General features: G+C 66.2%; 27 protein-coding genes. 15 read left to right on the top strand and 12 right to left on the bottom strand.

The genetic code is table 11. The features are described from left to right. Positions 1-31 precede the first annotated feature (31 nt). Together P2T57_RS06615 and P2T57_RS20290 are read left to right on the top strand one after the other, a co-directional pair. Entirely contained in the window at positions 32-1,576 is a 1,545-nt protein-coding gene (locus P2T57_RS06615; RefSeq protein ID WP_420028532.1) for an acyl-CoA carboxylase subunit beta, read from the top strand. Further along, on the top strand, positions 1,557-1,886 hold the full coding sequence (locus P2T57_RS20290; RefSeq protein WP_337250812.1) for a DUF8022 family protein: 330 nt from the start codon (positions 1,557-1,559) through the stop codon (positions 1,884-1,886). The genes P2T57_RS06615 and P2T57_RS20290 overlap by 20 nt, the downstream gene beginning before the upstream one ends. A 402-nt stretch (positions 1,887-2,288) precedes the next feature. Here the strand turns inward: P2T57_RS20290 and P2T57_RS06605 are convergent, their stop codons facing one another. Further along, a complete protein-coding gene (locus P2T57_RS06605; protein ID WP_276301695.1) occupies positions 2,289-3,686 on the bottom strand; it encodes a cytochrome P450 in 1,398 nt (465 codons plus the stop codon). 117 nt (positions 3,687-3,803) lie between these two features. Between P2T57_RS06605 and P2T57_RS06600 the strand changes: the two genes are divergently transcribed. After that, positions 3,804-3,926, top strand: coding sequence for a hypothetical protein (locus P2T57_RS06600; RefSeq protein WP_276301694.1), 123 nt, complete (start codon positions 3,804-3,806; stop codon positions 3,924-3,926). 42 nt (positions 3,927-3,968) lie between these two features. Here P2T57_RS06600 and P2T57_RS06595 read toward each other — a convergent pair whose 3' ends face one another. Both P2T57_RS06595 and P2T57_RS06590 read right to left on the bottom strand, forming a co-directional pair. Next, complete coding sequence (locus P2T57_RS06595; protein WP_276301693.1) at positions 3,969-5,978, bottom strand: sodium:solute symporter family transporter; 2,010 nt, start codon at positions 5,976-5,978, stop codon at positions 3,969-3,971. A 286-nt stretch (positions 5,979-6,264) separates the two neighbouring features. Beyond that, positions 6,265-7,149 carry a class I SAM-dependent methyltransferase gene (locus tag P2T57_RS06590; RefSeq protein WP_276301692.1) on the bottom strand — a complete coding sequence of 295 codons (885 nt, stop codon included), beginning with the start codon at positions 7,147-7,149 and terminating at the stop codon, positions 6,265-6,267. 192 nt (positions 7,150-7,341) lie between these two features. Between P2T57_RS06590 and P2T57_RS06585 the strand changes: the two genes are divergently transcribed. From P2T57_RS06585 to P2T57_RS06575, 3 genes are all read left to right on the top strand, one after another. Next, the gene (locus P2T57_RS06585) at positions 7,342-9,189 is read left to right on the top strand and encodes an acetyl-CoA carboxylase biotin carboxylase subunit (RefSeq protein WP_276301691.1); all 1,848 of its coding nucleotides are present in this window, start codon (positions 7,342-7,344) and stop codon (positions 9,187-9,189) included. A gap of 100 nt (positions 9,190-9,289) precedes the next feature. Then, positions 9,290-9,613: a DUF7344 domain-containing protein gene (locus P2T57_RS06580; protein WP_276301690.1), complete on the top strand. Its 324-nt coding sequence runs from the start codon at positions 9,290-9,292 to the stop codon at positions 9,611-9,613. Positions 9,614-9,670: 57 nt separating this feature from the next. After that, complete coding sequence (locus tag P2T57_RS06575; RefSeq protein WP_276301689.1) at positions 9,671-10,666, top strand: biotin--[acetyl-CoA-carboxylase] ligase; 996 nt, start codon at positions 9,671-9,673, stop codon at positions 10,664-10,666. Between the two features lie 337 nt (positions 10,667-11,003). On the opposite strand, the gene P2T57_RS06570 is transcribed toward P2T57_RS06575, so the two are convergent. From P2T57_RS06570 to P2T57_RS06550, 5 genes are all read right to left on the bottom strand, one after another. Then, a complete protein-coding gene (locus P2T57_RS06570; RefSeq protein WP_276301688.1) occupies positions 11,004-11,504 on the bottom strand; it encodes a universal stress protein in 501 nt (166 codons plus the stop codon). Positions 11,505-11,942: 438 nt separating this feature from the next. After that, positions 11,943-12,956: an amidohydrolase family protein gene (locus P2T57_RS06565; protein ID WP_276301687.1), complete on the bottom strand. Its 1,014-nt coding sequence runs from the start codon at positions 12,954-12,956 to the stop codon at positions 11,943-11,945. A 326-nt stretch (positions 12,957-13,282) separates the two neighbouring features. Next, positions 13,283-14,803 carry an aldehyde dehydrogenase family protein gene (locus tag P2T57_RS06560; protein ID WP_276301686.1) on the bottom strand — a complete coding sequence of 507 codons (1,521 nt, stop codon included), beginning with the start codon at positions 14,801-14,803 and terminating at the stop codon, positions 13,283-13,285. Between the two features lie 86 nt (positions 14,804-14,889). After that, positions 14,890-16,116, bottom strand: a complete 1,227-nt coding sequence (locus tag P2T57_RS06555; RefSeq protein ID WP_276301685.1) for an HD domain-containing protein — start codon at positions 16,114-16,116, stop codon at positions 14,890-14,892. A 264-nt stretch (positions 16,117-16,380) separates the two neighbouring features. Further along, positions 16,381-16,614: a hypothetical protein gene (locus P2T57_RS06550; protein WP_276301684.1), complete on the bottom strand. Its 234-nt coding sequence runs from the start codon at positions 16,612-16,614 to the stop codon at positions 16,381-16,383. A 150-nt stretch (positions 16,615-16,764) separates the two neighbouring features. Here P2T57_RS06550 and cofD point away from each other — a divergent pair, with 150 nt between their 5' ends. The 4 genes from cofD to P2T57_RS06530 are packed head-to-tail and all read left to right on the top strand — an operon-like array spanning position 16,765 to position 19,977. After that, the gene (gene cofD, locus P2T57_RS06545) at positions 16,765-17,775 is read left to right on the top strand and encodes a 2-phospho-L-lactate transferase (RefSeq protein WP_276301683.1); all 1,011 of its coding nucleotides are present in this window, start codon (positions 16,765-16,767) and stop codon (positions 17,773-17,775) included. Further along, positions 17,775-18,542: a tRNA-dihydrouridine synthase gene (locus P2T57_RS06540; protein ID WP_276301682.1), complete on the top strand. Its 768-nt coding sequence runs from the start codon at positions 17,775-17,777 to the stop codon at positions 18,540-18,542. Before cofD ends, P2T57_RS06540 begins: the two co-directional genes overlap by 1 nt. Continuing rightward, positions 18,539-19,384 (top strand): triphosphoribosyl-dephospho-CoA synthase, encoded by an 846-nt coding sequence (locus tag P2T57_RS06535; protein WP_276301681.1) that lies wholly within the window; start codon positions 18,539-18,541, stop codon positions 19,382-19,384. The genes P2T57_RS06540 and P2T57_RS06535 overlap by 4 nt, the downstream gene beginning before the upstream one ends. Beyond that, positions 19,381-19,977, top strand: a complete 597-nt coding sequence (locus P2T57_RS06530) for a DUF447 domain-containing protein (RefSeq protein WP_276301680.1) — start codon at positions 19,381-19,383, stop codon at positions 19,975-19,977. The genes P2T57_RS06535 and P2T57_RS06530 overlap by 4 nt, the downstream gene beginning before the upstream one ends. Before the next feature lie 2 nt (positions 19,978-19,979). Here P2T57_RS06530 and P2T57_RS06525 read toward each other — a convergent pair whose 3' ends face one another. Next, positions 19,980-20,177 carry a hypothetical protein gene (locus P2T57_RS06525; protein WP_276301679.1) on the bottom strand — a complete coding sequence of 66 codons (198 nt, stop codon included), beginning with the start codon at positions 20,175-20,177 and terminating at the stop codon, positions 19,980-19,982. A 111-nt stretch (positions 20,178-20,288) separates the two neighbouring features. On the opposite strand from P2T57_RS06525, the gene P2T57_RS06520 reads away from it, so the two are divergent. From P2T57_RS06520 to P2T57_RS06510, 3 genes are all read left to right on the top strand, one after another. Next, on the top strand, positions 20,289-20,462 hold the full coding sequence (locus P2T57_RS06520) for a 30S ribosomal protein S17e (protein ID WP_276301678.1): 174 nt from the start codon (positions 20,289-20,291) through the stop codon (positions 20,460-20,462). A 323-nt stretch (positions 20,463-20,785) separates the two neighbouring features. Continuing rightward, the gene (gene asd / locus P2T57_RS06515; protein WP_276301677.1) at positions 20,786-21,820 is read left to right on the top strand and encodes an aspartate-semialdehyde dehydrogenase; all 1,035 of its coding nucleotides are present in this window, start codon (positions 20,786-20,788) and stop codon (positions 21,818-21,820) included. Positions 21,821-21,855: 35 nt separating this feature from the next. After that, positions 21,856-22,701, top strand: coding sequence for a hypothetical protein (locus tag P2T57_RS06510; RefSeq protein ID WP_276301676.1), 846 nt, complete (start codon positions 21,856-21,858; stop codon positions 22,699-22,701). Between the two features lie 27 nt (positions 22,702-22,728). Here P2T57_RS06510 and P2T57_RS06505 read toward each other — a convergent pair whose 3' ends face one another. The 3 genes from P2T57_RS06505 to P2T57_RS06495 form a co-directional block, all read right to left on the bottom strand. Continuing rightward, the gene (locus tag P2T57_RS06505) at positions 22,729-22,959 is read right to left on the bottom strand and encodes a glycine zipper 2TM domain-containing protein (RefSeq protein WP_276301675.1); all 231 of its coding nucleotides are present in this window, start codon (positions 22,957-22,959) and stop codon (positions 22,729-22,731) included. 49 nt (positions 22,960-23,008) lie between these two features. Then, positions 23,009-23,353: an ArsR/SmtB family transcription factor gene (locus P2T57_RS06500; protein WP_276301674.1), complete on the bottom strand. Its 345-nt coding sequence runs from the start codon at positions 23,351-23,353 to the stop codon at positions 23,009-23,011. Positions 23,354-23,469: 116 nt separating this feature from the next. Next, positions 23,470-24,429 carry a D-2-hydroxyacid dehydrogenase gene (locus P2T57_RS06495; RefSeq protein ID WP_276301673.1) on the bottom strand — a complete coding sequence of 320 codons (960 nt, stop codon included), beginning with the start codon at positions 24,427-24,429 and terminating at the stop codon, positions 23,470-23,472. Between the two features lie 165 nt (positions 24,430-24,594). Between P2T57_RS06495 and P2T57_RS06490 the strand changes: the two genes are divergently transcribed. Further along, on the top strand, positions 24,595-24,978 hold the full coding sequence (locus tag P2T57_RS06490; RefSeq protein ID WP_276301672.1) for a secondary thiamine-phosphate synthase enzyme YjbQ: 384 nt from the start codon (positions 24,595-24,597) through the stop codon (positions 24,976-24,978). Positions 24,979-25,071: 93 nt separating this feature from the next. Beyond that, positions 25,072-26,331, top strand: a complete 1,260-nt coding sequence (locus tag P2T57_RS06485; protein WP_276301671.1) for a hypothetical protein — start codon at positions 25,072-25,074, stop codon at positions 26,329-26,331. The last annotated feature ends 123 nt before the right edge of the window (positions 26,332-26,454 follow it).

Below are 26,454 nucleotides of genomic sequence, written 5' to 3'. Positions count from 1 at the left end.
GTAGCCATCGGAGGGTTCGACGAGCATGACGATGGAAGACAAGATAGAAGAACTCCGCGAACTCCGCGACGAGGCCCTGAAAGGCGGCGGCGAGGAGCGCATCGAGTCCCAGCACGAGAAGGGCAAGATGACTGCCCGCGAGCGAATCGACTACTTCCTCGACGACGGGACGTTCAACGAGTTCGACCAGCTTCGAACCCACCGGAGCCACAACTTCGGGATGGAAGAAAAGCAGGTCAAAGGCGACGGCGTGGTGACTGGCTACGGCGAGGTCAACGGTCGCAAGGTCTTCGTCTTCGCCCACGACTTCACCGTCTTCGGCGGGTCGCTCGGCGAGGTGTTCGCCGAGAAAGTCTGCAAGGTCATGGACAAAGCGATGGAGGTCGGCGCGCCCGTCATCGGTCTCAACGACTCGGCCGGTGCCCGGATTCAGGAGGGCGTGGCCTCGCTGGCTGGCTACGCCGAGATTTTCCGGCGGAACACCGAGGCCTCGGGCGTCATCCCCCAGATTTCGGCCATCATGGGTCCCTGCGCCGGCGGCGCGGTCTACTCGCCCGCCATCACGGACTTCATCTTCATGGTCGAGGACACCAGCCACATGTTCATCACTGGCCCGGACGTTATCGAGACGGTCACGGGCGAGGAGGTCACCTTCGAGGAACTCGGGGGCGCGAAGACCCACGAATCGACCTCCGGGGTCTCGCACTTCTCCGAAAAGAGCGAGGAGGAAGCCTTAGACGACATCCGACGCCTGCTGTCGTACCTCCCGCAGAACAACGTCGAGGACCCCCCACGAGTCGAACCGTGGGACGACCCCGAGCGCAGGGACGAGGAACTCAAGTCCATCGTGCCCGACCAACCCAAGAAGCCCTACGACATGACGCAGGTCATCGACGGCGTGGTGGACGAAGATTCCTTCTTCGAAGTCCAAGAGGGCTTCGCCAAGAACATCGTTATCGGCTTCGCGCGCCTCGACGGCCGGTCGGTCGGCGTCGTGGCCAACCAGCCGCGAGTCAACGCCGGGACGCTCGACATCGAGTCCTCCCAGAAGGGCGCGCGGTTCGTCCGGTTCTGCGACTCGTTCAACATCCCGATTCTGACGTTCGTGGACGTGCCCGGATTCATGCCCGGCACCGACCAAGAACACAACGGCATCATCCGCCACGGCGCGAAACTCCTGTACGCCTATTCGGAGGCCACCGTGCCGCTGATGACCGTCATCACCCGGAAGGCCTACGGCGGGGCCTACGACGTGATGGCCTCCAAGCACATCGGCGCTGACGTGAACTACGCGTGGCCGACCGCCGAAATCGCCGTGATGGGTCCGAAGGGCGCGGTCAACGTCCTCTACAGCGACGAACTGGACGAGGCCGACGACACCGAGGCCCGCCGGCAGGAACTCATCGACGAGTACCGCGACGAGTTCGCCAACCCCTACACCGCCGCGGACCGCGGATTCGTGGACGACGTGATAGAACCCCAAGACACCCGGCCGCGACTGGTGGACGACCTCGAAATGCTCGCGAGCAAGCGCGACGAACTCCCGGACAAGAAACATGGCAACATCCCGCTCTGAGGAGGCCGCGTCCGACGAGGAGGCCGCCGATGCCTCGGCGTCCGACGACCCCCTCGCCGGCGTGGACGTGACCATCCCGGACGACGCCACCGACGAGGAGGCCGCCGCCATCGCTGTCGCCATCGGTGCCCACCTCCGGGACCAAGAGGCCGCGGCCGCCGCAGAGGCCGCGGACGACGAGGAGACGTGGCAGGGCAAGCGGTGGTCGTTCGCGGGCCGCCTCCGCGGGCTTCAGGGCCGAGCGGGACGGGTTCCGAAGGGTGCGCCGACCGATGCGTGGGCGTCCTCGGGCCGGACCGACCGGTTCTAAGGACGCGCGCCGGGGAGATTATTTTTCGTGGTTTTCGAGTAGCGCCCCTATCGACCGGTTTCGGCCGGTGAAATAGCCGACAGGTTGCGGCCGGTGTCCCAGTCCACGCCCCTCGGCGGACTGAAAGGGCGAGCGCGGTTCGCGTTCTACTTGGTCGCCTCAGCGACCCCTATCGCGGACCGGGCGGTGCGGAGAGGGCCGCGATATGTCGCTGAGAGACCGCGAACCGCGCGAGGGCTTTCGAAGACATTGCGGTCTGGTCGGCTCCTGTGGCTCCGAGCGCGAGGGCTTTCGAAATCACATCTCCTGTCCTATTGTCTTCTCGAACACTACGATACAACTGAGAAAGACATACACTAGCTTAACAAACAAATACAATTCTAAAACAAACTATTTTATTTCTCAAACGTCCCGAACACGAACCTCCACATCCCCCGGACTCAGCGTCAGGCCCATCGAAATGTCCAGTTCCTCCGTCACGCGCTCGAACTCCACGCGCCGCGCTAACGTCGCCAGCACGAGTTTCAACTCTGTCATGGCGAAGCGCATCCCGATGCAATGTCGAGGTCCGCCGCCGAACGGGAAGTAGGCGTACTCTGGCCGGTCATCAGGCTGTTTTTCGTCTGTCCATCGCTCCGGCCGAAACTCGTCGGGCGCGTCCCACCACCGCTCGTCGCGCTGGATGCCGTAGATGGACAGTTGGAGCGTGGTGTCGGTCGTGATTCCGTAGCCATCGAGGAGCACGTCCTCCTTCGGCTGGCGGTAAATCGCGTAAATCGGCGGGTAGAGGCGCAGGGCCTCCCGGATAAATCGCTCGGTGTAGTCGAGGGCGGGCACGTCGGCGAAGGTGGGGTCCCGGTCGCCGACCACCGCGTCGAGTTCGGCGTCGAGGCGCTCGCGGGCGTCGGGATTGCCCGCCAACAGCCAGCAGGCGTAGGTCAGCGCCGTCGCGGTCGTCTCGTGGCCCGCGAACAGGAAGGTGACGAGTTGGTCCCGGACCTCCTCGGGTTTCACGCCGACCTCCTCGGCGTCCGCGGCCGCGACCAACAGCGACAGCAGGTCGTCGCCCTCGCTGTCGGCGGACTGGGTCCGGCGCTCGGCGACGAGTTCGTCCACCATCGCGTCGAGGTCGGTCATCGCCCGGTCATACCGGCGCTCGACTGGCGTGGGGACCCACTCCGGCAGGAAGGTCAGCAGGCCGAAGCGGTCCACGACCCCGTGAATCGCGTCGGCGGCCTCGCGGACGACTGCGCCGCTCTCGGCGTCGAAATCGAGGTCGAACAGCGCCCGCGTCAGGATGCGAAGGGTGAGGTCCGCGAAGGCGTCGCCGAGTTCGACCTCCTCGCCGTCGTCCCAACCGTCGGCCATCACGGCGGTTCGTTCGACCATCTCGTCGGCGTAGCCCCGAATCTTGTCGGGCGTGAACGACGACTGGAGTGCGGTCCGCTGGCGTCGCCACTGCTCGCCCTCGGTGAAGGCCAGTCCCTCCGGCGCGACCAGTTCGCCCAGCGCCATCTCGAACGCGCCCTTGACGAAGGCGTCGCTCTCGGCGACCAGCACCGTCTCGACCACCTCGGGGTCGAAGACCGCGACTATCTCCTCGCCGAAGGCGTCGTAGCCCACGAGGTCGCCGTAGGCCACCAGCGTGTCGGTGAACCCGAGACCGTCGCGTCCCGCCGTGAGGGTCGAACCGACGACCGGCAGGCCCGAGGGTCCCGGCGGGCGCTCGGCCGAGGAGGCGTCGGACCCTGACCGCTCGTCCGCCTGATTCCCGTCGTCCGGACGACTGAGTTCTGTCATATGTCCCTCTTAGGCGGGCCACGGCCTTCCAGCTTCCCCGAAGTGATTGGATTTTTTATATAACTCTCGGCTTTCCGCGCGTGAAATCTCTCGATGTGACCGTGCGACTCCCCCGAGATGCGACTCTCTGTCCCCGAACTCGCCGAGGTGGCCGCCGAACTGGATTGTACCGAGAGTACCGCGTCGGTCCTCCTGCGGAAGGCCGAGCGCGCGCTGGTAGACGCCGCACTGGTGCGGTGAGTTCAGTTTTCTCGCGCGCGCAAAGAATTATAATTATTGTCCCTACGCTTTCGGCGCGACCGCTTCGTCCTCGTCGGTCGCTCGCCCGGCGTCGGCCGACAACTCCGCCGCGATGGTGGCCCCCTCGTCGGTGGTTTCGAGTTTCTGGCGAATCTGGCCGAACCCGGAGATGTAGCCCAGTTCCAGCAGGCGCTGGACCAGCGGCACCACGTCGGGGGTGGTCTGGCCCAACTCGTCGGCCACGTCGTCGATGATGACGCCGGGGTTCTCGTCTACGACCGCCAGCACGTCGGCCATCTCCTCGGTGAGGTCGTGCTTCCGCAGGGTCGGGTCGTCCGGGCCGACACCGGCGTCTTCGAGAGCCTCGCGGCCCTTCTCGGTGAGGTCGAACTCGTAGAACTCGTGGGAGTTGCCGCCGCGCCGGTGGACGTACCGGTGTCGGTCGAGGTCCTCCACCACGTCGTTGACTTGGTGGCTGGCGACCTGCAAGGTGTCGATGAAGTCGGCGAAGCGCGTGCCGCCGGTGGCGATGGATTCGAGGACCGCCACGTGGTCGTCGGTGAGGTCGATGTCGTCGGCCGCCTCGACCTCCGCGACCGTCGGCTCGATGGACCAGCCATCGCGGGCGTAGTACTTGCTCTCGGTCAGCAGGCCGCCCAGAATCCCGACCGCGAGCGTGCTTCCGAGGGCGGGCCAGACCACGTGGACGCCGGTGGTCGCGTCGAGGCCGGCGATGGTCCACCCGAACACCGTCAGAGTGCCGACGACCGCGCCGAGCGCCGCCGACCGGGCGGTCATGACCTTCCAGCGGATGTCCACGAGGACGATGACGCTGGAGATGCCAAGCGTGGTCAGGAACAACTCCACGAGTGCCCGGACGTTGTAGGTCATCGCCAGCGCGAACGCCGCGACGACCACCGACAGCGAGATGAGCCGAGAGGGGAGGAGTAGCTCCTCGGGGTCGGCCTCGGGCGCGAAGAACCGCTGGTAGAAGTCCCGCAGGCCGATTGCGGCCGCCGCGATGACGTCGGTCGTGTAGGTCGAAATCGAGGCCGCGAGGAAGCCGATGGGAATCAGCACGCCGATTGCGGCCGGGAGCGTCGAGGCGAGGACGCCGTAGGCACCCGCCGGTGGCACCTCGCCGCCGGTGACGGTGAAGGCGTCGGGGGCCAGCGCCAGCGAGTACATCGCCAGCAGGGGCATCACCAGCGTCATCAGGAACAGCGCGAGAATCCCCGCCGTGACGAATCCGTTCCGGGCAACCCGGTCGCTCCGGGCCGACCCCGCGCGAGTCCAGTAGTAGGTCGCGCCGTAGACCAGCGCGACGAACCACAGCACGGTCCACGTGAGGTAACTCGACCCGCCGAAGGTCGTGAAGTTCCACCCGCCGGGGAAGGCGAATCCGACCGCGCCCTCGGGCACGTTCGCCAGCAACCAGCCAACGTCGCCGACGTTGACGAACAGGTAGCCCAGCACGAGGGGGAACACGACCAGTCCGTAGAGCGTGAGGACGACGTTGCTGACCGTGACGCCCCAGAGGCCGCCCAACAGCACGATGACCATCGCCACGCCGAGGATGCCCGCGACCATCGGCATGATGGGCCACCCGGCGAAGCCCTTGAGAATCGACGCCGCGCCGAGGCTACCGGCCGAGATGATGAACACCAGTCCCAGCAGTTGCGTGACCGCGATGGCGGCCCGCGTGGCGTAGTCGAAGCGCATCTCGTACCACTCGGTGATGGTCGAGGTCCCGACATTCCGGACGAATCGCACGAGGACGAGACCGTAGACGATCCACGCCACGTAGACGATACCCAGCGAGACCGAGGTGAAGTAGCCCGCGGTGAGACCGAACACCCCGAACAGCACCGAGATGTCGGTGGCGAACCCGAACGCGAGGACGCCCGTCGCCAACAGCGACGACGAGACTTCGCGCCCCGCGAGGATGTAGTCGCTCGAACTGCCGACCCATCGCTTGGTCGCGTAACTCATGGCCGTGATGAGCGACAGCAGGACGCCGACGCCCACGGCGAGGAGTAGCTGTTTGGACATTGATTTAATCGGCTAGATATAGCCGGAAAATAAATATTCTTCCAAACAGAAACTAGCAGAAATTTGTCACCTGTCGCTCACCGGTCCCGAAAATCGAGAATCTGTCGGCGTCCGACCGGGCGCTGGCCTCGCGCTATCTGGCGGTTTTCCGTGCCGACTGGCGGGTTTCGACGACCGGCCGACTCCCCCGATTCGACTCCCTGACAAAACTACATATCGTTGTTTAAAATAGAATTTTGTTTCCGAGGAAATTTCTTAAGTTGCTTTTCTCGGTCCCCAGCCGACCTCACGCCCGACAGACCGCCAGCATGTGTTCGGAGATGTCCGCCCCGGTGCGGTCCTCACGGAGCATCCGGACGACCTCCCGGACCGATTCGACGGCCTCGTCGTCGGTCTCGGCCAGTTCGCGCTTCATCCGGTGGGCGACGTTCTCCAGACCGACCAGTCGCTCGACCTCGAATCCGGCGTCCGCCAACTCGCGCTCGAACTCGTCGGCCCGGAAGCCGTGGCACTCGGCCCATCCCTCGCCATCGGCGCGCTCCGCCACGCGCTCGGCGGTGTAGTCGCCGTCCTCGGCGATGGGACGAAGCAGGCCGTGGGAGTCTTCGAGAGTGAATTTTATGATGTCTCGAAGCATGGCGAAGCGACCGATGACCGAGACGAAGACGGGCGCGCCGGGTCCGCCTCGCTCGCCGGACTTCGCCACGCGCCGGAGTTCGGCCATCGCCGTCGCGCGCTCGTCGTCGTCCACGACGTGACTCAGCGGACCCCCGAGACAGCACACCGCGTCGAAGGTATCCGCGGCGAACCGGAGGTCACGAACGTCGCCCTCCTCGGCGGTGACGCGCTCGGCGACCCCGCGCTCCGTGGCCTTCTCTCGCGCAAGTTCGACTTGCTCGGCGCTGAGGTCCACGAGCGTCACGTCGTATCCGCGCTCGGCAAGCCAGCAGGCGTACCGGCCCGCCGCACCGCCCACGTCGAGGAGTTGCGGGGTTTCAGCGCCTGTTTCCGCGTCGGGCAGATGCTCGGCGAGGTAGTCGGTCGTGTTCTCGAACTCCATCCGGGTCACGGGGTCCCGGTCGAGGCGTGCCCACTCGCGTTCGCCGAACTCGTCGTAGTACTCCTCGGGGTCCATCTCGGGCGTCTCGGTGGTATCCGTCTCGTCGGTCATGTCGAGTCCTCGTCTGGTTCGGGATTCAGGCGAGGAGGTGTTAAGCGTTCGTGAGGTGTGGGAAGGAATCGGTCGGTCCTCGGTGTTCTCACGACTCGTCAACCGACCTGCACCAAAAAGTAGACGAGTGGGTGCTTTCGCCGTCTTGAACCGACAGAATGAGGTAGCCCACCCGAATATTTGCCGCCAAGAATGTTCGACAAGGTACTCGTCGCCAACCGCGGTGAAATCGCGGTCCGAGTGATGCGGGCCTGCGAGGAGTTGGGTATCGACACCGTGGCCGTCTACAGTGAAGCCGACAAGGACTCGGGTCACGTCCGGTACGCCGACGAGGCGTACAACGTCGGTCCGGCCCGCGCGGCCGACTCGTACCTCGACCACGAGGCCGTCATCGAGACAGCGGAGAAGGCCGACGCCGACGCCATCCACCCCGGCTACGGCTTCCTCGCGGAGAACGCCGAGTTCGCGGGCAAAGTCGAGGACACCGAGGGCGTCAAGTGGATTGGTCCCTCCGCCGACTCGATGCAACAGCTCGGCGAGAAGACCCACGCCCGGAAGACGATGCGCGAGGCCGACGTGCCCATCGTCCCCGGCACCACCGACCCCGTGGAGGACCCCGCGGAAGTCGAGGAGTTCGGCGACGAACACGGCTACCCGGTGGCCATCAAGGCCGAGGGCGGCGGTGGCGGCCGCGGCATGAAGGTCGTCCGGAGCGCCGACGAGGCCGAGGACCAACTCGAATCCGCCAAGCGCGAGGGCGAGGCCTACTTCGACAACGACAACGTGTATCTGGAGCGCTACCTCGAAAATCCGCGCCACATCGAGGTCCAGATTATCGCCGACCACCACGGCAACGTCCGACACCTCGGCGAGCGCGACTGCTCGCTCCAGCGCCGCCACCAGAAGGTCATCGAGGAGGGTCCCTCCCCGGCCCTGACCGACGAACTCCGCGAGCAAATCGCCGAGGCCGCCCGCAGAGGGGCCGACGCCGCGGGCTACTACAACGCCGGCACCTTCGAGTTCCTCGTCGAAGAGGACGAAGACCGCGAGGACGGCGAACTCCTCGGTCCGGACGCGAACTTCTACTTCCTCGAAGTCAACACCCGGATTCAGGTCGAACACACCGTCACCGAGGAGCTAACCGACATCGACATCGTGAAGTGGCAGATTCGGGTCGCTCAGGACGAGGAACTCGGCTTCTCCCAAGACGAGGTTGACCTCGAAGGTCACGCGATGGAGTTCCGCATCAACGCCGAGAACGCGGCCGACGACTTCGCGCCCGCCACCGGCGGCAAACTCGCAACCTACGACCCGCCGGGCGGCATCGGCGTACGTCTGGACGACGCCCTGCGGCAGGGCGACGAACTCGTCACCGACTACGACTCGATGGTCGCCAAACTCATCGTTCACGGTTCCGACCGCGAGGAGTGCATCGTTCGCTCCCAGCGCGCGCTGGCCGAGTACGACATCGAGGGCATCCCGACCATCATCCCCTTCCACCGCCTGATGCTCGAAGACGACGCCTTCGTCTCGGGCACTCACACCACCAAGTACCTCGACCACACCCTCGACCAAGAGCGCATCGCCGAGGCCCAAGAGAAGTGGGGCACCAAGACCGAATCGCCCGCGGGCGACGACGAGGAGGTCGTCGAACGCGAGTTCACGGTCGAGGTCAACGGCAAGCGATTCGAGGTCGATTTGGAAGAACGCGGCGCGGCCGCGATTCCCGCCGGAAACGCCGGCGGCAGTAGCGGCGGCCAGAAGCCCCAACCCGCGGGCGGCGACAGCGGCGGAAGCGACGCCGGCAGTTCGGCGGCCGACGCCGAGGGCGAGAGCGTCACCGCCGAGATGCAGGGTACCATCCTCGACGTGAAAGTTTCCGAGGGCGACGAAGTGGCCTCCGGCGACGTGGTGTGCGTGCTGGAAGCGATGAAGATGGAGAACGACGTGGTGGCCGACCGCGGCGGTACGGTCACGCAGGTCGCTGTCGGCGAGGGCGACAGCGTGGACATGGGCGACGTGCTTATCGTCCTCGAGTGACGCTCCGGTAGCCTGCGAGTCGACCTCCTTTTAAATAATCTCGCAGGTAACACAGTATCACTACCCGGCGGGGAAGCCAAGTAGTACAGACGTGAGAATCATGTCGGAACACCTCTCAGTCGATGCGAACTCCGCCGACCCGTCGCTCGAACAGACGATGCAGGTCCTCTCGGACGACTACCGCCGGGAGATTTTGACCTACCTGTTCGACCGCGAGGACGACGACTCGATTCCGGTCGAAACGCTGGCCGACCACGCCAGCGACGACCGCGAACAGGTCTCCGAATCGCTCTATCACACCCACCTGCCGCGACTCGACGCGGCGGGCATCGTCGCCTACGACCAGAGCGCCGAGCGCGTCGAACTCGCGGGCGACCAGTCGTCTGTCGAGGCCCTCCTCGAAGCGGGGCGGCGCGTGGACTGACACTCGTCTCTCCGGCGAAGCGGGCCTTTCTTGTCCGATTCGACCCTATCGCGGGGTATGAACGATACTCGCCGGGCGGTCCTCGAACGCCTCGCGGACGGTCCCGTCCCCGGTCCGGAACTCGCAGACGACCTCGGCGTCTCGCGGAATGCGGTCTGGAAGCACGTCGAGGCCCTCCGCGAGGCGGGCTTCGAAATCGACAGCGGCGACGACGGCTACGACTTGGCCGGCGTCCCCGAGTACGGCGGCCTCGCCGTCGAGTTCGGTCTCGACGCGCCCTTCGAAATCGAGTACCACGACGTGGTCGGGAGTACCAACGACCGCGCCAGAGAACTGGCCGACGAGGAGGCCAGCGACGTGGTGGTGCTGGCCGACGAACAGACCGGAAGCAGGGGGCGACTCGACCGCGAGTGGTCGGCCCCGTCGGGTGGCGTCTGGATGAGTCCGGTCCTCCGGCCAAGCCTCGCCCCCGCCAGCGTTCCGGCGCTGACGCTGGCGGGTGCGGTCGCTATCACCGACGCGGCGCGCGAGGCCGGCGTCCCGGCCGAAATCAAGTGGCCGAACGACGTTCTCGTGAGCGAAGCGAACGAGAACTCGGAAGACGAGCGAAGCGAGTCTTCCGGTGTCTCGCCGAACGAAGTGGGGCGAGGAGGCAAGAAACTCGCGGGCATTCTGACCGAGATGGAGGGCGAGGCCGACCGGGTGTCGTGGGTCATCGTCGGCATCGGCGTGAACGCCAACATCTCGGCCGAGGACCTCCCGGAGGGCGCGACTAGCATCCGCGAGGAGGTCGGCGACGTGGACCGCCGGGTGTTCGTCCAGCGCCTCCTCGAACGACTCGACGAACTCCGAGACGACCCGGAGTCAGCCATCGAAGCGTGGCGCGAGCGGTCGGCCACGCTCGGCCAGCGCGTTCGCGTCGAACTGCCCGACCGAGAGGTCGTGGGCGAAGCGGTCGATGTCGCGTTCCCCGGCGCGCTGGTGGTCGAAACCGACGACGGCGAGCGGGTTCGGGTCCACGCCGGGGACTGTGAACATCTCCGGCCCGTGTGACAAGAATTTCTGATTTCCTCCTCCGGCGCGTGCTGGGCGGCGTCGTCGTGAGTGAAGCGAACGACTGCTCGGCGGACGCGGGTTGTCCGCCGGCGCTCTCGTGCGCCGCCCGAATCGCGCGAGGGATGAGGACCGCAGGCCACCGGCCGAGGACCGCAATCGGTTGGGGAGGGTGTGGTTCGCGGTAGCGGGGCGGTGCGGTTGCGGTGACGCCTCGGCTCACGCCTGAAGCTAGCACTCTCTACTTTTCTCTCCCCTCCACTCGGATTCAGTTGCTTCGGTTCCCCTCGTTTCAGATTCCGCGGCTTCGGACCCTGCAATCCCGATTTCCGACGTTTTATGACACCGACCCTTCCGCGGTCACGTCCTCCGATTCGGCCCCTGCCGACTCTCCGTCGCCCTCGTCGTCGCCGACCTGCACCGTCAGCACCGGGACCGAACAGGCCCGGACCACGCCCTCCGCGACGCTTCCGAGGAGCAGACGGTCGATGCCTCCTCGGCCGTGGGTGCCCATGACGACGAGGTCGCAGGCCTCGTCCTCGGCGTACTCCACGATGCGCTTGCTCGGCGACCCGTCGAGGAGCGTCGTCGTGACCGGGACGCCGTGGCGTGCCGCGATGTCCTCGACCCCTTCGAGGGCGGCCTCGCCCTCCTCGCGGAGGACCTCGCCGACGCCCTCCCACGAGGTTTCCATGTGGAGGCCCGCGAACGTCGCCGAGTTGACGACGTAGACCGCGTGGAGTTGTGCCCCGTGTGCAGACGCCAGTTCGGCGGCGTGTTCGACCGCGCGCTCGGTCTCGGTCGAGCCGTCGGTCGGCACGAGTATCCGGTCGTACATCTGTCTGGTGGATGGTAACACGCTACACGATATAAGGCTTTGCAGTACGACGGCGGTTTTTAGCGGGTGATTCGCTGGTTTTCGCTCGGAATCATTTCCGAGTCCGATCGGGTTGAGGACAACAACAGAACCGGTGTGAACGTTTTTTGAAGCCCCCGCCCGCTCGCGGTCGCTCGTCGGCATATCCGACGGACGTAGTTGCGACGGATAGGGGCCGACGAGCGACTAAAGTACACGCGACCGGGCGGCCCCTTCATCCCACCCAGCGGTTGGTTCGCCGAGCGCGCGCTCCGATGGAGGTTCCACCGAGCGCACGCTGGCGGTTGATGCACCGAGCGCGGCGGCCGCCAGCGCCCGCCGCTCTCTCCCACAGAGGAATGAAATTGCAGTGTAAGCAAATAATGAGTTATTCTAAAGAAACCCAATCCTATATTAGAACTACAAAATCACGTCTTCGATGTCTCCAGTCCCGGCGCGACGAACGACCGCGCGAACCACGTCCTGCGCGCCGGTGAGGTTGTCCGAGTCGCCGTCGAGGACCAACAGTTTGCCGGGTCGGCCCTCCTCCACGACCCCGCAGTCCAGACCTGCGATGCGCGCGCCGTTGACCGTCGCCATCCGGAGGACTTCGCGGGCGCTCACGTCGGCGAGTTTCGCGGTAAACTCCATCTCGCGGAACATCGAGGGGCTGTTGAGCATCACGTTGTCGGTGCCAAGCGCCACCGTCGTTCGCTCGGCCAACTCGGCGATGGGCGGAACCCCCACGCCGGTCACGAGGTTCGAGCGCGGGCAGACCACGACCGGGATGGCGCTGTCCTCCAAGCGGTCCAGATGCAGGGGTTCGGGGTGGACCATGTGGACCAGAAAGTCCGGGTCCAAATCCAGCGCCGGGTTGATGTCCGTCGGGTCGCGCTCGCCGGCGTGGATGCCGAACAGTTTGCCCGCGTCGGCGGTGGCGTTGCGCTCGCGCGAGAACTCGCCGTCTCGCGCCCCGCTCGCGCCGAACCCGTCGCCAGCCTCCATCGCTTCGACCGTCTCCCGGCCCAGAATCACCGGGTCCACGTCCGACCCCTCGACCGCCTCGCGGAGCGCGTAGACCCCTTCGACGCCGCCCTCGCGGAATTCGAGGAACGAGGCCGTGCCGGTCTCCTGCATGAACTGGACCGACCGGCGCATGGCTTCGACTTTCTCCTCGCGCGAGGCCTCGCGCAGGAGTTGGTGCTTGAGACCGTCCGGAGGAGCCACGAGTTCGTCCAGACTCAGGCCGCCGCCGGCCTCCTTGGCGATGGAGTCGCCGATGTGGGTGTGGGCGTTGACGAACGCCGGCAGGACGATGCGCGAGGAGTCCACCGGTGTCTCCTCGACTGCGGTGATGTCGCCCTCCTCGACCACGACCCGGCCCTCGATGGGTTCGAAGTCGGGGCCGCGGAGGATGGTTCCCTCGATTATCATGTGGGATGGACTCTCCGCGACGGCCTTGAAGGTCCCTATTCGTTCATCGGTGGTTCGGGTATCGGGATATACAACTCATCTGTTAGGTAGCGGTTCAGCGAGTACCTTCTGGTCGAGGAAGCTAGCTTCAGGCTTGAGCAAAGCCGTCTTCCGCCCCGCACAGCACCGTAACCGCCCGCACCGCTACCGCGGACCTCACGCCTCCCCAACCTCCTGCGGTCCTCGGCCACGGGCCTGCGGTCCTCGTCCCTCGCGCGGTAGGCGCGCGCAGAACCGCGCGCGCCGTCACGCGCCGGACCAGAATTTAAAATCGAAGCGTTGGCGACTCAATACGGATACTCTCGCGGTTCGTCCTGCACCGAGACCCACCGCGTCTCGGTGAACTCCTCCATAATCCACTCGGCGTTGTACCGGCCGATGCCCGACGCGCCGACGCCGCCGAACGCGACGCCGGGGTCGTCGTTCAGCGGTTGGTCGTTGACGTGGACCATCCCGGTTTCGAGTCGGCGGGCGATGTCCAGCGCGCGCTCTACGTCCTCGCAGTGGACCGACCCCGAGAGACCGTACTCGGTGTCGTTGGCCATTGCGATGGCCTCCTGTTCGTCCTCGTAGGGGATGACCGGCGCAATCGGGCCGAAGTGTTCCTCCTCGGCGACGGGCATGTCGTTGTCCACGTTCGAGAGGACGGTCGGTTCCACGAACCAGTCGTAGTGGTCGCCCCCGGCCTCGATTCGTGCGCCCTGTTCGACCGACTGCTCCAGCAGGTCCACGATGGACTCGTACTGCGATTCGTTCTGGACCGGGCCGACCAGCACCTCGTCGTCGCCGCGGGGGTCGCCGACCGGGAGTGATTCGGCGCGTTCGGCCAGTCGCTCGACGTACTCGTCGTAGTGGCTCTCGTGGACGATGTGGCGGTTGATGGAGATGCACTCCTGCCCTTGGTGGGTGAACGACCCGAAGACGCCGCCGTCGATTGCCCGGTCGAGGTCGGCCTCGGCGGTGACGATGTGGGCGTTGTTCCCGCCGAGTTCCAGCGCCGGGAGCGAGAGTTGTTCGGCCGCGACTGCACCGACCTCTCTGCCGACCTCGGTCGAACCGGTAAAGGAGATGACCGAGGGCGTCGAGTGCCCCGCGACGGCCTCGCCGATGTCGGACCCTCGGCCGGTCACCACGTTCAGCACGCCCTCGGGAAGACCGGCCTCGTCGAACAGTCGGGCCAGCGCGAGGCCCCCGACGAGCGAGGTGTGGGTCGAGGGCTTGAGGACCACGCTATTCCCCAGCGCGATGGCTGGCGCGACGGCCCGCATCGACAGATACAGCGGGAAGTTCCACGGCGAGATGACCCCAATCACGCCGGTCGGTTCCCGGAACAGGAGGTTGCGCTTGCCGTCCACAATCGCCTCGCGCTCCTCGGTCTCGAAGGAGTCCGCGAGGTCCTCGGCGACCGCCATCGTGCCTTTGGTCAGGTCGAGTTCGATTTCGGCCTTCAGACGCGACCCGCCGCACTCGACCGCGAACAGGCGAGCGAAGTCCTCGTGGTACGTCTCCACCAGTTCGCGGGCCGACGCGACCACCGCCGCGCGCTCCTCGGGAGCGACCTCGGCCCACTCCGGTTGGGCCGCGTCGGCGACAGCGTAGGCCTCGTCCACGTCCTCCTCGGTTCCAGCAGGGACCGTGCCAACGGCATCTCTGGCGGTCGGGTCAACCACGTCGAGGTCCTCGCGGTCGCCCTGCGGTCGCCAGTCGCCGTCCACGTAGAGCGCGTTCCACCCCTCGTCGGGGGCGAGTTCGAGGGAATCGAGTTCGGCCGGGCGTCCGTCGTCGCCAGACTCCTGCTCAGTTGCCATGTGACACAGTACCGTCCCTCTCGATTTATATCCTCCGCAAACGTATGTAATATAAAACAATGGTTTTCGGTGGTCGAGGTTCTGGGCTACTCGAACTGGTCCAGCGTCGTGCGCTGGCCGGGCGACCGAATTTCGTTGACCAGCGCGCCGTCGGTTTCCAGTCCCAGCACCGACTCGGCGGCGTGGCCGACCGCCTCGGTGTCGCCGTCGGGGGCGTAGACGCCGAGTCGCCACTGCTCGCGCTGGACGTACTGGAGCGCCGAGACCAGTGTGGACTGCTGGTCCAACTGACGAATCTCGTTGTTGACGATGACCCGCGAGGAGGACTCGGTCATGCTCGGGCGACTCAGCACGTCGATGATGACGTCGCTCGGTTCGACCTCGGCGGCGTCGGCGATGTCGGCCTCGAAATCGCGGATTTCGTCGTGGTCGGCGTCGATGACGTCCTCGGGCACGTCGTCCATCTCGACCCAGACCGCTCGCTTGTAGAGGTCACGCTCGCCGAGGCGTCGGGCGTACTCCTCGGTCGCAGAGGTCGAACGAAGCGCGGCGAAGAAGTCGTGGTCGTCCATCCGGCGTAACTCGTCGGCGGTCACGTCGGACTCCGAAAGCAGGCGCTCGCTGGCGCGCTGGAGGATGCCCCGGCAGATGCGAGTCACGTGGTGGTTGTAGACGGTCGGGTTCATCAGCGCGCGAGCGAGGAGCAGGCTCTCGGCCGTCGGGACGTTGCCCTCCTCCAAGACCAGTTCGTCGTCCACGAGGGTCAACTCCCGGACGAGGCGGGCGTGGTCGATGGTGCCGTAGGGGACGCCGGTGTGGTGGGCGTCACGCACGAGGTAGTCCATCCGGTCCACGTCGAGTTCGCCCGAGACGAGTTGGCCGAGTTTGCCGTCGCCAGCGATGAGGTCCGCGATGGCGTCGGGGTCGTGGCCGTGGTCCCGAAGCACGTCGCCGACCTCGTTCTCGGCGATGAGGTCGTGAACGTCGTCGTGGTACTTGCCGGTGTGGCGGTGGACGACCTCCTCGATGGTGTGGCTGTAAGGCGCGTGGCCGATGTCGTGGAGGATGGCCGCCGCGCGGACGCGCTCGGCCTGCTTGCCCTGAATCCGGAGGTGGTCGAGGGCCTCGCAGGCCAGATGGTAGACGCCGAGGCTATGCTCGAACCGGGTGTGGTTCGCGGAGGGATAGACGAGGTGGGCCGGTCCCAACTGCTTGATGCGCCGGAGTCGCTGGACCGCAGGCGTGTCGAACAAGGCGCGAGCGACGCCCTCGACCTCGATGTGGTCGTGAACGCTGTCCTTGATTGTCTTCATATTACGGGGTTAGCCGGCTTCGTATAAAAACCGCCGGGAGTAGATGGAGTGACGCGGGCGTTTCGGCGGGGTTGGGGAGCAGGATACAGCATTCTATTTAATTATTTAGAGATTGTAATTGTTTCTTTACCACATATTATGTTGTCTCTACTTCGGCGGAGCGACTGAAAGAGGTTCGAGAGGGGGAGCTAGCTTCAGGCGTAAGCCGAGGCGTCACCGCAACCCCCCGAACCTCGTCCTCCCCAACCTCCTCCTTCGCTTCGCTCAGTCGTCCACCGGCAGACGCTCGGTCAACAGTCCACCGAGCGCCGCCCGACGGACCAATCCACCGGCAAGCGCCCATCTGAACAACCGGTAGGGTTGGATGAAGGGGCCGCCCGGTCGCGTGTACTTTAGTCGCTGGTCGGCCCCTATCTGGGCCGGGCATTGCGGAGAGGCCCAGATATGCCGGCCAGCGACCGCGACCGGGCGGGGGCTTCGAGAAGTGTTCACAGTCACGATTGCCGTCGGGTCTGTGGCGACACAGCGTATTGCCGTCGGGTCTGTGGCGACACAGCGTAACCGGGTGAGGACTCTCGAAACCGAAATCATCCCCGACCACCGAGGGACAGCACAAGCGTTTACCTCCCCGAACACGCACCTCCCACCATGACGACGTTTCTCTCCGGGGGGACCGGAACCCCGAAGCTCCTCGCCGGTGCCGAGGAGGTCTTCGACCCGAGCGAGACCACCGTGGTCGCTAACACCGGCGACGACGTGGAGTTGGGTGGACTCCTCGTCTGCCCGGACGTGGATACCGTCCTCTTTGAGCAGGGCGGCGTGTTGGACCGCGAGTACTGGTGGGGAATCGCCGAGGACACCACCGAGACCCACGAGGAACTCCACGCGCTCGCCGACGCTGTGGGTCTCGAAGGCGGACCGCGGTACCTGCCCGACGAGGCCCAGACCGCGGGCCGCGAACTCTCGCGCTGGCGGCGCTTCTCCGGCGTCGCGGAGTTCATGGAACTGGGCGACCACGATAGGGCGGTCCACATCACCCGGACCGGCCTGCTGGACGAGGGCCAGAGCCTCACCGAGGTCACCCGCACTCTCGCCGACGCCTTCGACGTACCGGTAGACGTGGTGCCGATGAGCGACGACCCGGTGGCCTCCATCGTCCACACCCCCGAGGAGTCCGACGAGTACCGCGACGAGATGCACTTTCAGGAGTACTGGGTCGCCCACCGCGCCGACCCCGAGGTCGAACACGTCGAGTTCCGCGGTGCCGAATCCGCCGACCCGACCCCGGCCGTCCTCGGCGCAATCGAGGAGGGACCGGTCGTCATCGGCCCCTCGAATCCCGTCACCAGCATCGGGCCGATGCTCGCCCTTGACGAACTCCACGACGCGCTCGAATCGACCACCGTGGTCGCAATCTCGCCCTTCGTCGAGGACCGAGTGTTCTCCGGCCCGGCGGCCGACCTGATGGAAGGCGTCGGCTTCGACCCCTCGACAAAAGGTGTCGCAGAGGCCTACCCCTTCGCCGACGCTTTCGTGCTTGACGACCACGACGACACCGACCTCGACCGCCCGGTAATCAAGACCGATACCGAGATGAACGACGACGAGGACGCCGACCGGGTGGCCCGCGCCGTCGCCGACGCGCTGGAGGTGGTGTGATGTTCGAGCCACGACTCGTCCTCGCCAGCCTCAGCGGCCAGTCCGACGCCGACTGGGCCGAGAGCGCCGAGGAGTTCGCCGGTGCCGCCCTCCTCGGGGGCATCGCCCTCGATGGCCCGACCCGCGAGGCCGCTGTCGAGATGGTCGAACGCGACCGCGACGAGTTCCTGCCCGACGACCCAATCGCCTTCGTGGACCGCCAACTCTCTGCGCTCGAAGACGCCGACCTCCGGGCCGGATTCAACGTCCGGACCGCCTCGCTCCCGCCCCTCCGGGAAGTCGCCGCAGTCTGCGCTGACCGCGACGCCCTCCTCGAACTCAACGCCCACTGCCGGCAGGACGAGATGTGCAGAGCGGGCGCTGGCGAATCTCTCCTGCGAAATCCCGACCGACTCCGCGAGCAGGTCGAAACCGCCGCGAGCGAAGGCCCCGCAGTCAGCGTCAAAGTCCGGGCCGAACTCGACGGCGTGGACCTGCCCGAAATCGCCCGCATCGTCGCCGACGCGGGCGGTGACGCCATCCACATCGACGCGATGGACTCGGAGGGCGTGGTCGCCGAGGTGGCCGAAGTCGCCGACGAGTCGGACCTGTTCGTCGTCGCCAACAATGGCGTCCGCGACGAGGCCACCGTCAGGGAGTATCTGGCCTACGGCGCAGACGCGGTGAGCGTCGGCAGGCCGAGCGACGACCCCGCGGTCCTCCGGCGAGTTCGGCGCGCGGTAGACGACTGGTTCGAGGCAGAACACCGACTGGAGGCGAACCCATGACGCCCGCCGAGGACGCCCAACTCGCGCTCCTGCTGGAAGTCGCCGGCACGCCCAAACCGGGCAACGTGGACCGGGACCGGGATTTTCCGGACCTCCGGTTCGACCACTTCCTCGCCGGTGCGGTCGGCGCGGGACCGGGCCTCCGGGCGGCCCAGAAGGGCGCACCAGTCGGCGAGGCCTTCGAGGAGGCCGTCGCCGGGATGAGCCAGCAGGAGGGTGGCAACACCCAGTTCGGCGCGCTCCTCCTGCTGGTGCCCCTCGTCCGGGCCGCTGTCGAACATCCGGACGGGAAACCCACGCCGGAGGGGGTCGCGCGCGTGGTGAAAAATACAACAGTCGAGGACGCCGCGAACTTCTTCCGGGCGTTCGACCACGCCGACGTGTTCGTGGACGACCCGCCCGAAGACGCCGAAGACCTCGACGTTCGCCGGGGAAGCGACGCGATTCCGGCGGTCGAAAATCGCGGGGTCACCCTCTCCGACGTGATGGCGATGGGCGACGACGAGGATGGGGTGGCCCGCGAGTGGACCACCGACTTCGAGCGCACTTTCTGGGCCGCGAATCGCCTCGCGGAGTTGGATGGGCCGGCCTCGGCTCGAGGAGCGCGGGTCTATCTCGAACTCCTCGGGCGGGAACCCGATACCCTCGTGGCGAAGAAACACGGCCAGAAGACCGCCGAGAGCGTCCGGGTCCGCGCCCAGCAGGCGCTGGAGGCCGGTCCCGAGGTGGTCGAGGCCTTCGCCGACTCGCTGGTCAAGGACGGCGTGAACCCCGGCACGACCGCCGACATCACTGCTGGCGGACTGTTCGTCGCGCTGGCCCGCGGGGAGGTGTCGGTGTGACCGACGAAGACAGGTCCACCGCAGAGTGGCCGGTCGAACTCCGGGGCGTCACCGAGTCGCTCGTGACCACGCTCGGTCCCAACGACCTGTGGAACGTGGCCGCGCTCGGTCTCCACGCGCCCGAATCGGACGCCGACCCCGTGACCGCCCGAACGTGGGGCAACACCCGGACCCGGCGCAACTTCCACCGGCAGGGCGGCGGCTACGTCCAGTTCGCCCGCGACCCGGTGGACTTCGTGGACGCGACGCTCTCGATTTACGAACTCGACGAGCCACTCCTCGACTCGGCCGACGCGTGGGTCGAAGTCGAGGCCGAGCGGGTCGATTCGGGCGAGTCCGGCGAGACGCGGTGGGAGGAGTGGGCGCTTCGTCCTCGGGAGTCGGGCGTCGAGCGCGAGACGGTCCCGACCACCGGCAGGGGATTCCCCGCCGTCGTGGAGGCGACGGTTGCGGCCTCACGCCTCGACGTGCCGGAGTACGACGACAAAAAACTCCGCGAGCGTCTCGACTACTTCGAGGAGATCGGCAGAAAGTGCGGCGACGACCGAGTGCGCGCGGCGCTGGACCGATTGGGCGAGTACGTCGGCGAGTAGCCTCAGATGCCGTCCTTGCGGTCGATGGTCACGGTCCAGTTCGGAATCTCGTCCGGCTCGTATTCGAGGTCCCAGACGCCCTCTATCTCCTTGCCTTCGCCGAACGCTTGCAGGACGAGTGCTTCGAGTTCTCTCTCGAACTCCCGGTCCACAGCGTCGCCTTCGATAGCCCTGTCGGTATCTCGGTCAGTTCCACGCACGGTTATTAGCTCTTGGTGCCGATTCCACCTTCATTACCCTTACGAATTTTGCGGCGAGTCGCTCCGGCCCGAACGAATGCTTTTAAGGTCGCCAACGGGAAATTGTCGAGTATGGCAATCAAACCCGACTACGTAAAGAAGACGGGGCGAATCCTGCTGGAGCGGTACCCCGAAGCCTTCACGACCGACTTCGAGCAGAACAAGGAGAGCGTGAACAAGCTGACTAACATCGAGTCGAAGGGCGTCCGCAACCGCATCGCGGGCTACGTCACGCGCAAGCAGTAACTCGGCGAGTACTTCGGCGAGGCTATTCTCCGGCGCGTCGAAACCGACCAGCGAACAGTGGCGACTGAGCGGCGTCACTGCGCGCACGAACCGCCGAAAATGCGACTCAAGCATTCCACAGAAACTCGAAGAAAACTAGAAGTTGTCTCAAAGAAACCTATATATGTGTGGCAGGATTCAGGAGCGGTTCTGGACGGGCGAGGACATCCGTCGAACGTGACCGGGACTCGTCGTCTCCCATCACCCGCCACCGCCGTCCGAACAGTCGGAAAATGGTGGTGATACCCAAACCGTTTTGCCGGCCTGACGCCCTACCCACCAGTATGTCTGTACGAGTCGGCGTCCTCGGCGCGACGGGCGCGGTCGGCCAGCGATGTATCCAACTGCTGGACGGCCATTCCGAATTCGAACTGGCGGCAGTAACGGCGAGCGAAGACAGCGCGGGCCTCTCCTACAGCGAGGCCGCCAAGTGGCGGGTCGATTCTCCGATACCCGCAGAGGCGGCGGATTTGACGGTGCGCGCGACCGACCCCAGCGAGGTCCCCGACGACGTTGACCTGCTGTTTTCGTCGCTCCCCTCGGGAGTCGCAGACGAGGTTGAACCCGAGTTCGCAAAAGCGGGCTACGTCCTCTCGTCGAACTCGTCGAACGACCGGATGGCCGACGACGTGCCGCTCGTGATTCCGGAAATCAATCCCGGCCACCTCGACCTGCTGGAGGTCCAGCGCGACGAGCGCGGATGGGACGGCGCAGTCGTCAAGAATCCCAACTGCTCGACCATCACGATGGTCCCGACGCTGGCCGCGCTCGACCAGTTCGGTCTGGAGCGCGTTCACGTCTCGACGCTTCAGGCGGTCTCCGGCGCTGGCTACTCCGGGGTGTCCTCGATGGAAATCATCGACAACGTGATTCCCCACATCGGCGGCGAGGAGGACAAGATGGAGACCGAATCCCGAAAGCTACTGGGAACGTTCGACGGCGCGGAACTCTCTCACCACGACGCCGAGGTTTCGGCGTCGTGTAACCGCGTGCCGACCATCGACGGCCACCTCGAAAACGTCTGGGCCGAGACCGAACAGGACCCGACCGAGGCCGACGTCGAAGACGCCTTCCGAGCGGTCGAGAGTCTGGACCTACCGAGTTCGCCCGACCAACTCATCGAGGTGTTCGAGGACCCCTCCCGACCCCAACCTCGACTCGACCGGACCATCGGCGGCGGGATGGCCATCGCGGCGGGCGGCGTCCAGTCCACTCCGGCCGGCGTCCAGTACAACTGTCTGGCACACAACACCATCCGCGGCGCGGCGGGCGCGGCGGTGCTGAACGGCGAGTTGCTCCAGAGCGACGGCTGGATTTAGAGAGGATTTACGTTCTCCGGGGCGATACGAAATTCGTGGCTCCCAGTTCCGAGACGGTTTCGTGGTCGCACACTCCCGAGAACTCTCGGTTCCTCCGGACGCTGGTCGTCGTCTCGGTCGGCGTCATCGGCGGATTCGCACTCGCTGTCGCGCTCGGAGCGTTCGGTCTCGGCCTCCTCCTGCTGGTCGAAGGCCGGTACGCGCTCGGTCTCGGAACCCTGCTGGCGTTCGGCGTCGGACTGGCCCGGACCGCACCTCATCTCACCGCGAGCAGTCCGCGAAAGCGGACTCCCGCGCTCCGTAAACTCGGCCGCTGGTCACTCGCGGGAGCATCGGTCGGCGGCCTCGCGCTCCTCGTTATCGGCAGTCTCGTCGTCCCGACCGACTGGTTCTCGGCACTCGTCGTGGCGACAGTCTCGCTCCCGCTGGCGCTGGCCAGTCTGTTGTCCTCGGAGGGGGAAATCGACGCCACTGCCGGAACAGTCACCGACACCGGAACCACCATCGACTGTTCGACGCTGGCCGGTTTCCGGCGCTGGACGGTCGGCGGTTACGCCGTCTATCGACTCTCGTATGCCGAGGAGACCGCGACCTTCGGGACGCCGCGCTCGCTCGTGATTCCCCGCGAGGCCGACGCCGCGGTCCGCGGGGTCCTCGAATCCGGCGTCGCGGCCGACCCCGGCGACCCCGGCCCGACGCGGCGCGGCGTGCGACTCACGGCGGTTGCGCTCGGCGCGTGCTTCCTCGGCCTTGCAGGAGTGCTTTCGACCGTGGACCCGACGACCGCGAACCCCCGAAGCGGGGTCGTCGTCTGGTACGCTGTGCTGGCGAGCGGCGGGGTCGGCGTCCTCCTCGTCGCGGTCGGGATTCGCGGCGGGTAACACCGACCGGCCGGACGCGCTGTCCTCTCACTTCCTGCGGAGCATCTTCTGCGGGCGACTCCTCGTCTCGGTCACTTTCGTCACCGCCGCATCGACCGACCCGCGCTTCTCGCCGACCGTCGCGCCGACGAGCGCGCCGACTCCCGCGGCGGTACTGGCGGCGTTTCGACTGAACAGTCCGCCGACCGCTCCTCCGATGGCCGCTCCGACGGCCGCGTACTCGGCCCGGTTCATCGCTCGTTTGATACGCTTTCGCATGCTTCGAACGACGGTAGTCGTCGTGATAAAACTAGTTGCCGGTGGGAGGTCAGATTCTGGACCTCGACGTGTGCGACTGCTGTGACTCGCGCAACGCGCGGTGGTCGGCCAGCGCGGTCCCCACGAGGCCCGACGGGGGGCCGTCTCTGTACCGGGCCGTTCCGGTTCGGTCGTCGAACTCGACTAGTCCGGCCTCGCGGAGTCGCGGCAGGTGGTCGTGGTACAGTACCGTCTGCAACTCCTCGTCAGTCCTGTCCGGGGCGCGGTCGGCGAGTCGTTCGGACAGGTCGGTCAATTCGGCAACGCCGTCGTCTCGCCGAGCGAGGAGGCACAGGACCTCGCGCCGGAGCGGGTGCGCCATCGCCCGGAAAACGTGGTCGATGTGGCGCTTCATATTCGAAAACAGTCGCTCGATAGGGTTAGAGACACCGAAGATTGCCACAAAATGGGAAATTGGGCGAAGATTTTTGAGTGCGTAGTGGCTTCGTCCGAATCCCCGAGTCGCGCCCCTCAGACCACTCGATTCTCTAACTCCTCGTCGTCGTCCAACCGCCGGACGTTCTCGGCCACGATGTCGGCCAACCGGGAGTAGTAGTCGGGCGTGTGCCCCGAGCAGTGGGGCGTGACGAGGCAGTTCTCGAAGTTCCAGAGCGGGTGATTTTCGGGAAGCGGTTCGGGGTCGGTCACGTCCAGCGCCGCGCCGCGGATGTGGCCGCGCCGGAGGGCCGAAACCAGCGCGTCGGTTTCGACCACCTGCCCGCGGGCGACGTTGACCAGCACGCTGTCGGGCGGCAGGGTCTCGAATTCGTCGCTCCCGATTAGCCCGCGGGTCGTCTCGGTCAGCGGGCAGGCTAGTATAAGGTAGTCCGTGCGCGCGAGGACCCCGTGCAGGTCCTCCTCGCCGAAACCAACCACCTCGTCGGTCGGGCCGCCCTTCTCGGGGGTGTAGCGCACGCCGATGGTCTCGACGCCGAAGCCCTCCAGTCGCTCGACCACCGACTGTCCAATCGCGCCGAGGCCGACCACGGTGACGGTACTCCCCTGTAACTCGTGGGACCGGAAGTGTCGCCACTCGCGCTTGCGCTGGCGTCGCCACCCTTCGTGGAGTCGGCGGGCGAAGACCAACACGTTCCCCACGACGTGTTCGCCGATGTTCGGCCCGTGGACGCCCGAGGCGTTCGTCACCGCCACGCCGCGGTCTTCGAGCGCGTCCATCGGCAGGTGGCCGGTTCCGGCGTAGGCGCAGGCGAACAGTCGCAGGTCCTCGGCGTGGGCCAGCAGGTCCTCGTCCAGTTCCATCCCGGCGACGACGGGCGCGTGGGTGAGTAACTCGCGCTCCTCGCTCGGCGTGCGGGCGTGGCGCACGTCGCGGTCCGGCAGGCGCTCGCGGAGTTCGTCGGCGAACTCGGCGACAGGGACGCCGTGAGTTCCCTTCCGCAGGACGAGTACGTCGGGCGCGTCTCGGGTCATTCGTGGGTGGGAGTTGACTCTCGGGGAGTAAAGTAGCACCCGAAACCGCCGAGTCGGAGGAGTCGGACGGCTTAACCCAACGGAACAATTCTTAGAAACAACTAAAAATTGCTCGAAGCCTCGTCCTCCGGTGCAACTACGGCGGTCGCCGTCCGAGCGTCTGGCATGTTCGGAGTCGAGACCGAGGAGCGAACTGAGGCCGTGGACATCACCGACCGGGTGGCCGACGAAATCCCGGACGACGCCACGGGCGTCTGCACCGTCTTCGTCCGCCACACCACCGCCGGGGTGGTCGTCCAAGAGGCCGAGTCCGGCCTGCTGGAGGACATCGAATCCTTCGCCGAGGGCCTCGCGCCGAGCGACGGCGGCTATCGCCACGACCGAATCGACGACAACGCCGACGCTCACCTCCGGGCCACTGTGCTTGGCGAGTCGGTCAGCGTCCCGGTCGAGGAGGGCGAACTGGCGATGGGCACGTGGCAGTCCGTCTTGTTCGTGGAGTGCGATGGGCCGCGGACGCGGAAGGTGGACGTTCGAGTTACCTCCTGAGATGGTTCGACCGGTGAAACGCACGCCGATTTTGCACCCCGAACACCGATAAACCGCGGCATCGTGATACGTTCGCATGGGGGAGCAATCGAGATGAAGCGAACGAAATCCGTCCTGACGGTCCTGCTCGTGGGAGCGGTCGTAGTCGGCGGTCTGGGAGCCTTCTGGACGCCCGTGGCGTCGGCGTCCCACGAATCCATCGCCATCACGTCGCCCGACGAATCGTACTTCGTCGGACAGGCGGTCAACGTCAGCGGGACGGCCAACCAAAGCGTCGAGTCGGTCGCGCTCTACGCCCGGAGCGGCGGGAACTGGCAACTGCTGGACGTGAACCGGGACGGCGAGTTCGGCCCCGAGGACGCCGTGCCGGTGGACGACGAGGGCAACTGGTCGGTTCGGAACCTCGTCCTCTCGAACGCCAACCGGGTGCTGTCGTACCCCGGAAACTACCGACTCGGCGCGGTGAACGCCAGCGAGGTCGGCACCAACGAGTCCCTCCCGGCGAGCATCGACCCCGCCCGGTTCGTGGAGGTCGAGAGCGGCCAACTCCCGATTCGGGTGAACCGGGCGCGCCTCCGGGGCAGTTTCGTCACGGTCGACGGACAGGTGCCGACTTCGACCACCGAAGTCACCGTTCGGGGGACCTCCCGCGGCGGCCGGGAACTGCTGGTCGTCCTCGTTGACGGCCGAGGCCGGGTCGGCACCGACCGGATTCAGGTCCCGCGCGGAAACGGGTCGTTCGACGTGGACGTGCCCCTCCGGACCGCGGACGGCCAACTCCTCGCCGAAGGGCCGATACAGGCCTACGTGTTGGGCCTCGGCAGGGACGAAATCGCCGGCGACGGCCGACTCCCGGACGGGTCCAACGCGACACTCGACGCGCTGGCCGACTACCTCGGAACCCAACCCCGCCTGCTCGACGCTCAGCAGGTCCGCGAGCGATTCCTCGGGCAGACCACCGACGAGACTGGGAGCGACGACCTCCTCATCGACGAGCAGTTCCGGTACGTCGAACCCACCACCCGAATCACCACTGTCGCGCCCCAAAGCCAGTTCGGTCCCGAGGGAATCTACGGGATAACCGAGGGCGAGCAGATGGTGGTCGCCGGGTTCACCAACCTGCGCCCGGACGACAACACCATCCGGGTCGAGGCCATCGAAGGGCCGTCTGCCGGGCGATTCCCGACCGTCTGGACCCACGACTGGAACACCGACGGCAACTGGGCGGTCACGCTCGACACCGACGGTCTCGAACCCGGCGTCTACACCCTCACGGTCGAGGCCGACGGCGAAACCGACGACCAAGTGTCCTTCCGCATCCTGCGCCGGTCGGGCAACGCGACCCCCGGATGAAAAAGTATTTACACAACGAGTGAGCAAACCCATCAAATCGCCCGTTAGCCCTCCAACAGATTCCACGCGGGCGACTCCCCAACGATGGTTCGGACTCGTAGCCCCGCCCGTTCCGTTCGGCGA

Origin of the sequence: Halorussus lipolyticus, assembly GCF_029338375.1 — an archaeon.
Lineage (GTDB): Archaea > Halobacteriota > Halobacteria > Halobacteriales > Haladaptataceae > Halorussus > Halorussus lipolyticus.
This window is presented reverse-complemented; position numbering and strand designations above follow the sequence as displayed.

Bases quoted from the DNA above. Each gene is read 5' to 3' on its own strand.
- P2T57_RS06505 (WP_276301675.1), bottom strand. From the start codon at position 22,959: ATGCGAAAGCGTATCAAACGAGCGATGAACCGGGCCGAGTACGCGGCC.
- P2T57_RS06535 (WP_276301681.1), top strand. From the start codon at position 18,539: ATGACGCCCGCCGAGGACGCCCAACTCGCGCTCCTGCTGGAAGTCGCC.
- P2T57_RS06560 (WP_276301686.1), bottom strand. From the start codon at position 14,803: ATGGCAACTGAGCAGGAGTCTGGCGACGACGGACGCCCGGCCGAACTC.
- P2T57_RS06555 (WP_276301685.1), bottom strand. From the start codon at position 16,116: ATGAAGACAATCAAGGACAGCGTTCACGACCACATCGAGGTCGAGGGC.
- P2T57_RS06495 (WP_276301673.1), bottom strand. From the start codon at position 24,429: ATGACCCGAGACGCGCCCGACGTACTCGTCCTGCGGAAGGGAACTCAC.
- P2T57_RS06590 (WP_276301692.1), bottom strand. From the start codon at position 7,149: ATGACCGACGAGACGGATACCACCGAGACGCCCGAGATGGACCCCGAG.
- P2T57_RS06520 (WP_276301678.1), top strand. From the start codon at position 20,289: ATGGCAATCAAACCCGACTACGTAAAGAAGACGGGGCGAATCCTGCTG.
- P2T57_RS06600 (WP_276301694.1), top strand. From the start codon at position 3,804: ATGCGACTCTCTGTCCCCGAACTCGCCGAGGTGGCCGCCGAACTGGAT.
- P2T57_RS20290 (WP_337250812.1), top strand. From the start codon at position 1,557: ATGGCAACATCCCGCTCTGAGGAGGCCGCGTCCGACGAGGAGGCCGCC.
- P2T57_RS06485 (WP_276301671.1), top strand. From the start codon at position 25,072: ATGAAGCGAACGAAATCCGTCCTGACGGTCCTGCTCGTGGGAGCGGTC.
- P2T57_RS06565 (WP_276301687.1), bottom strand. From the start codon at position 12,956: ATGATAATCGAGGGAACCATCCTCCGCGGCCCCGACTTCGAACCCATC.
- P2T57_RS06585 (WP_276301691.1), top strand. From the start codon at position 7,342: ATGTTCGACAAGGTACTCGTCGCCAACCGCGGTGAAATCGCGGTCCGA.
- P2T57_RS06580 (WP_276301690.1), top strand. From the start codon at position 9,290: ATGTCGGAACACCTCTCAGTCGATGCGAACTCCGCCGACCCGTCGCTC.
- asd (WP_276301677.1), top strand. From the start codon at position 20,786: ATGTCTGTACGAGTCGGCGTCCTCGGCGCGACGGGCGCGGTCGGCCAG.
- P2T57_RS06595 (WP_276301693.1), bottom strand. From the start codon at position 5,978: ATGTCCAAACAGCTACTCCTCGCCGTGGGCGTCGGCGTCCTGCTGTCG.
- P2T57_RS06490 (WP_276301672.1), top strand. From the start codon at position 24,595: ATGTTCGGAGTCGAGACCGAGGAGCGAACTGAGGCCGTGGACATCACC.
- P2T57_RS06615 (WP_420028532.1), top strand. From the start codon at position 32: ATGGAAGACAAGATAGAAGAACTCCGCGAACTCCGCGACGAGGCCCTG.
- P2T57_RS06575 (WP_276301689.1), top strand. From the start codon at position 9,671: ATGAACGATACTCGCCGGGCGGTCCTCGAACGCCTCGCGGACGGTCCC.
- P2T57_RS06570 (WP_276301688.1), bottom strand. From the start codon at position 11,504: ATGTACGACCGGATACTCGTGCCGACCGACGGCTCGACCGAGACCGAG.
- P2T57_RS06540 (WP_276301682.1), top strand. From the start codon at position 17,775: ATGTTCGAGCCACGACTCGTCCTCGCCAGCCTCAGCGGCCAGTCCGAC.
- P2T57_RS06605 (WP_276301695.1), bottom strand. From the start codon at position 3,686: ATGACAGAACTCAGTCGTCCGGACGACGGGAATCAGGCGGACGAGCGG.
- cofD (WP_276301683.1), top strand. From the start codon at position 16,765: ATGACGACGTTTCTCTCCGGGGGGACCGGAACCCCGAAGCTCCTCGCC.
- P2T57_RS06500 (WP_276301674.1), bottom strand. From the start codon at position 23,353: ATGAAGCGCCACATCGACCACGTTTTCCGGGCGATGGCGCACCCGCTC.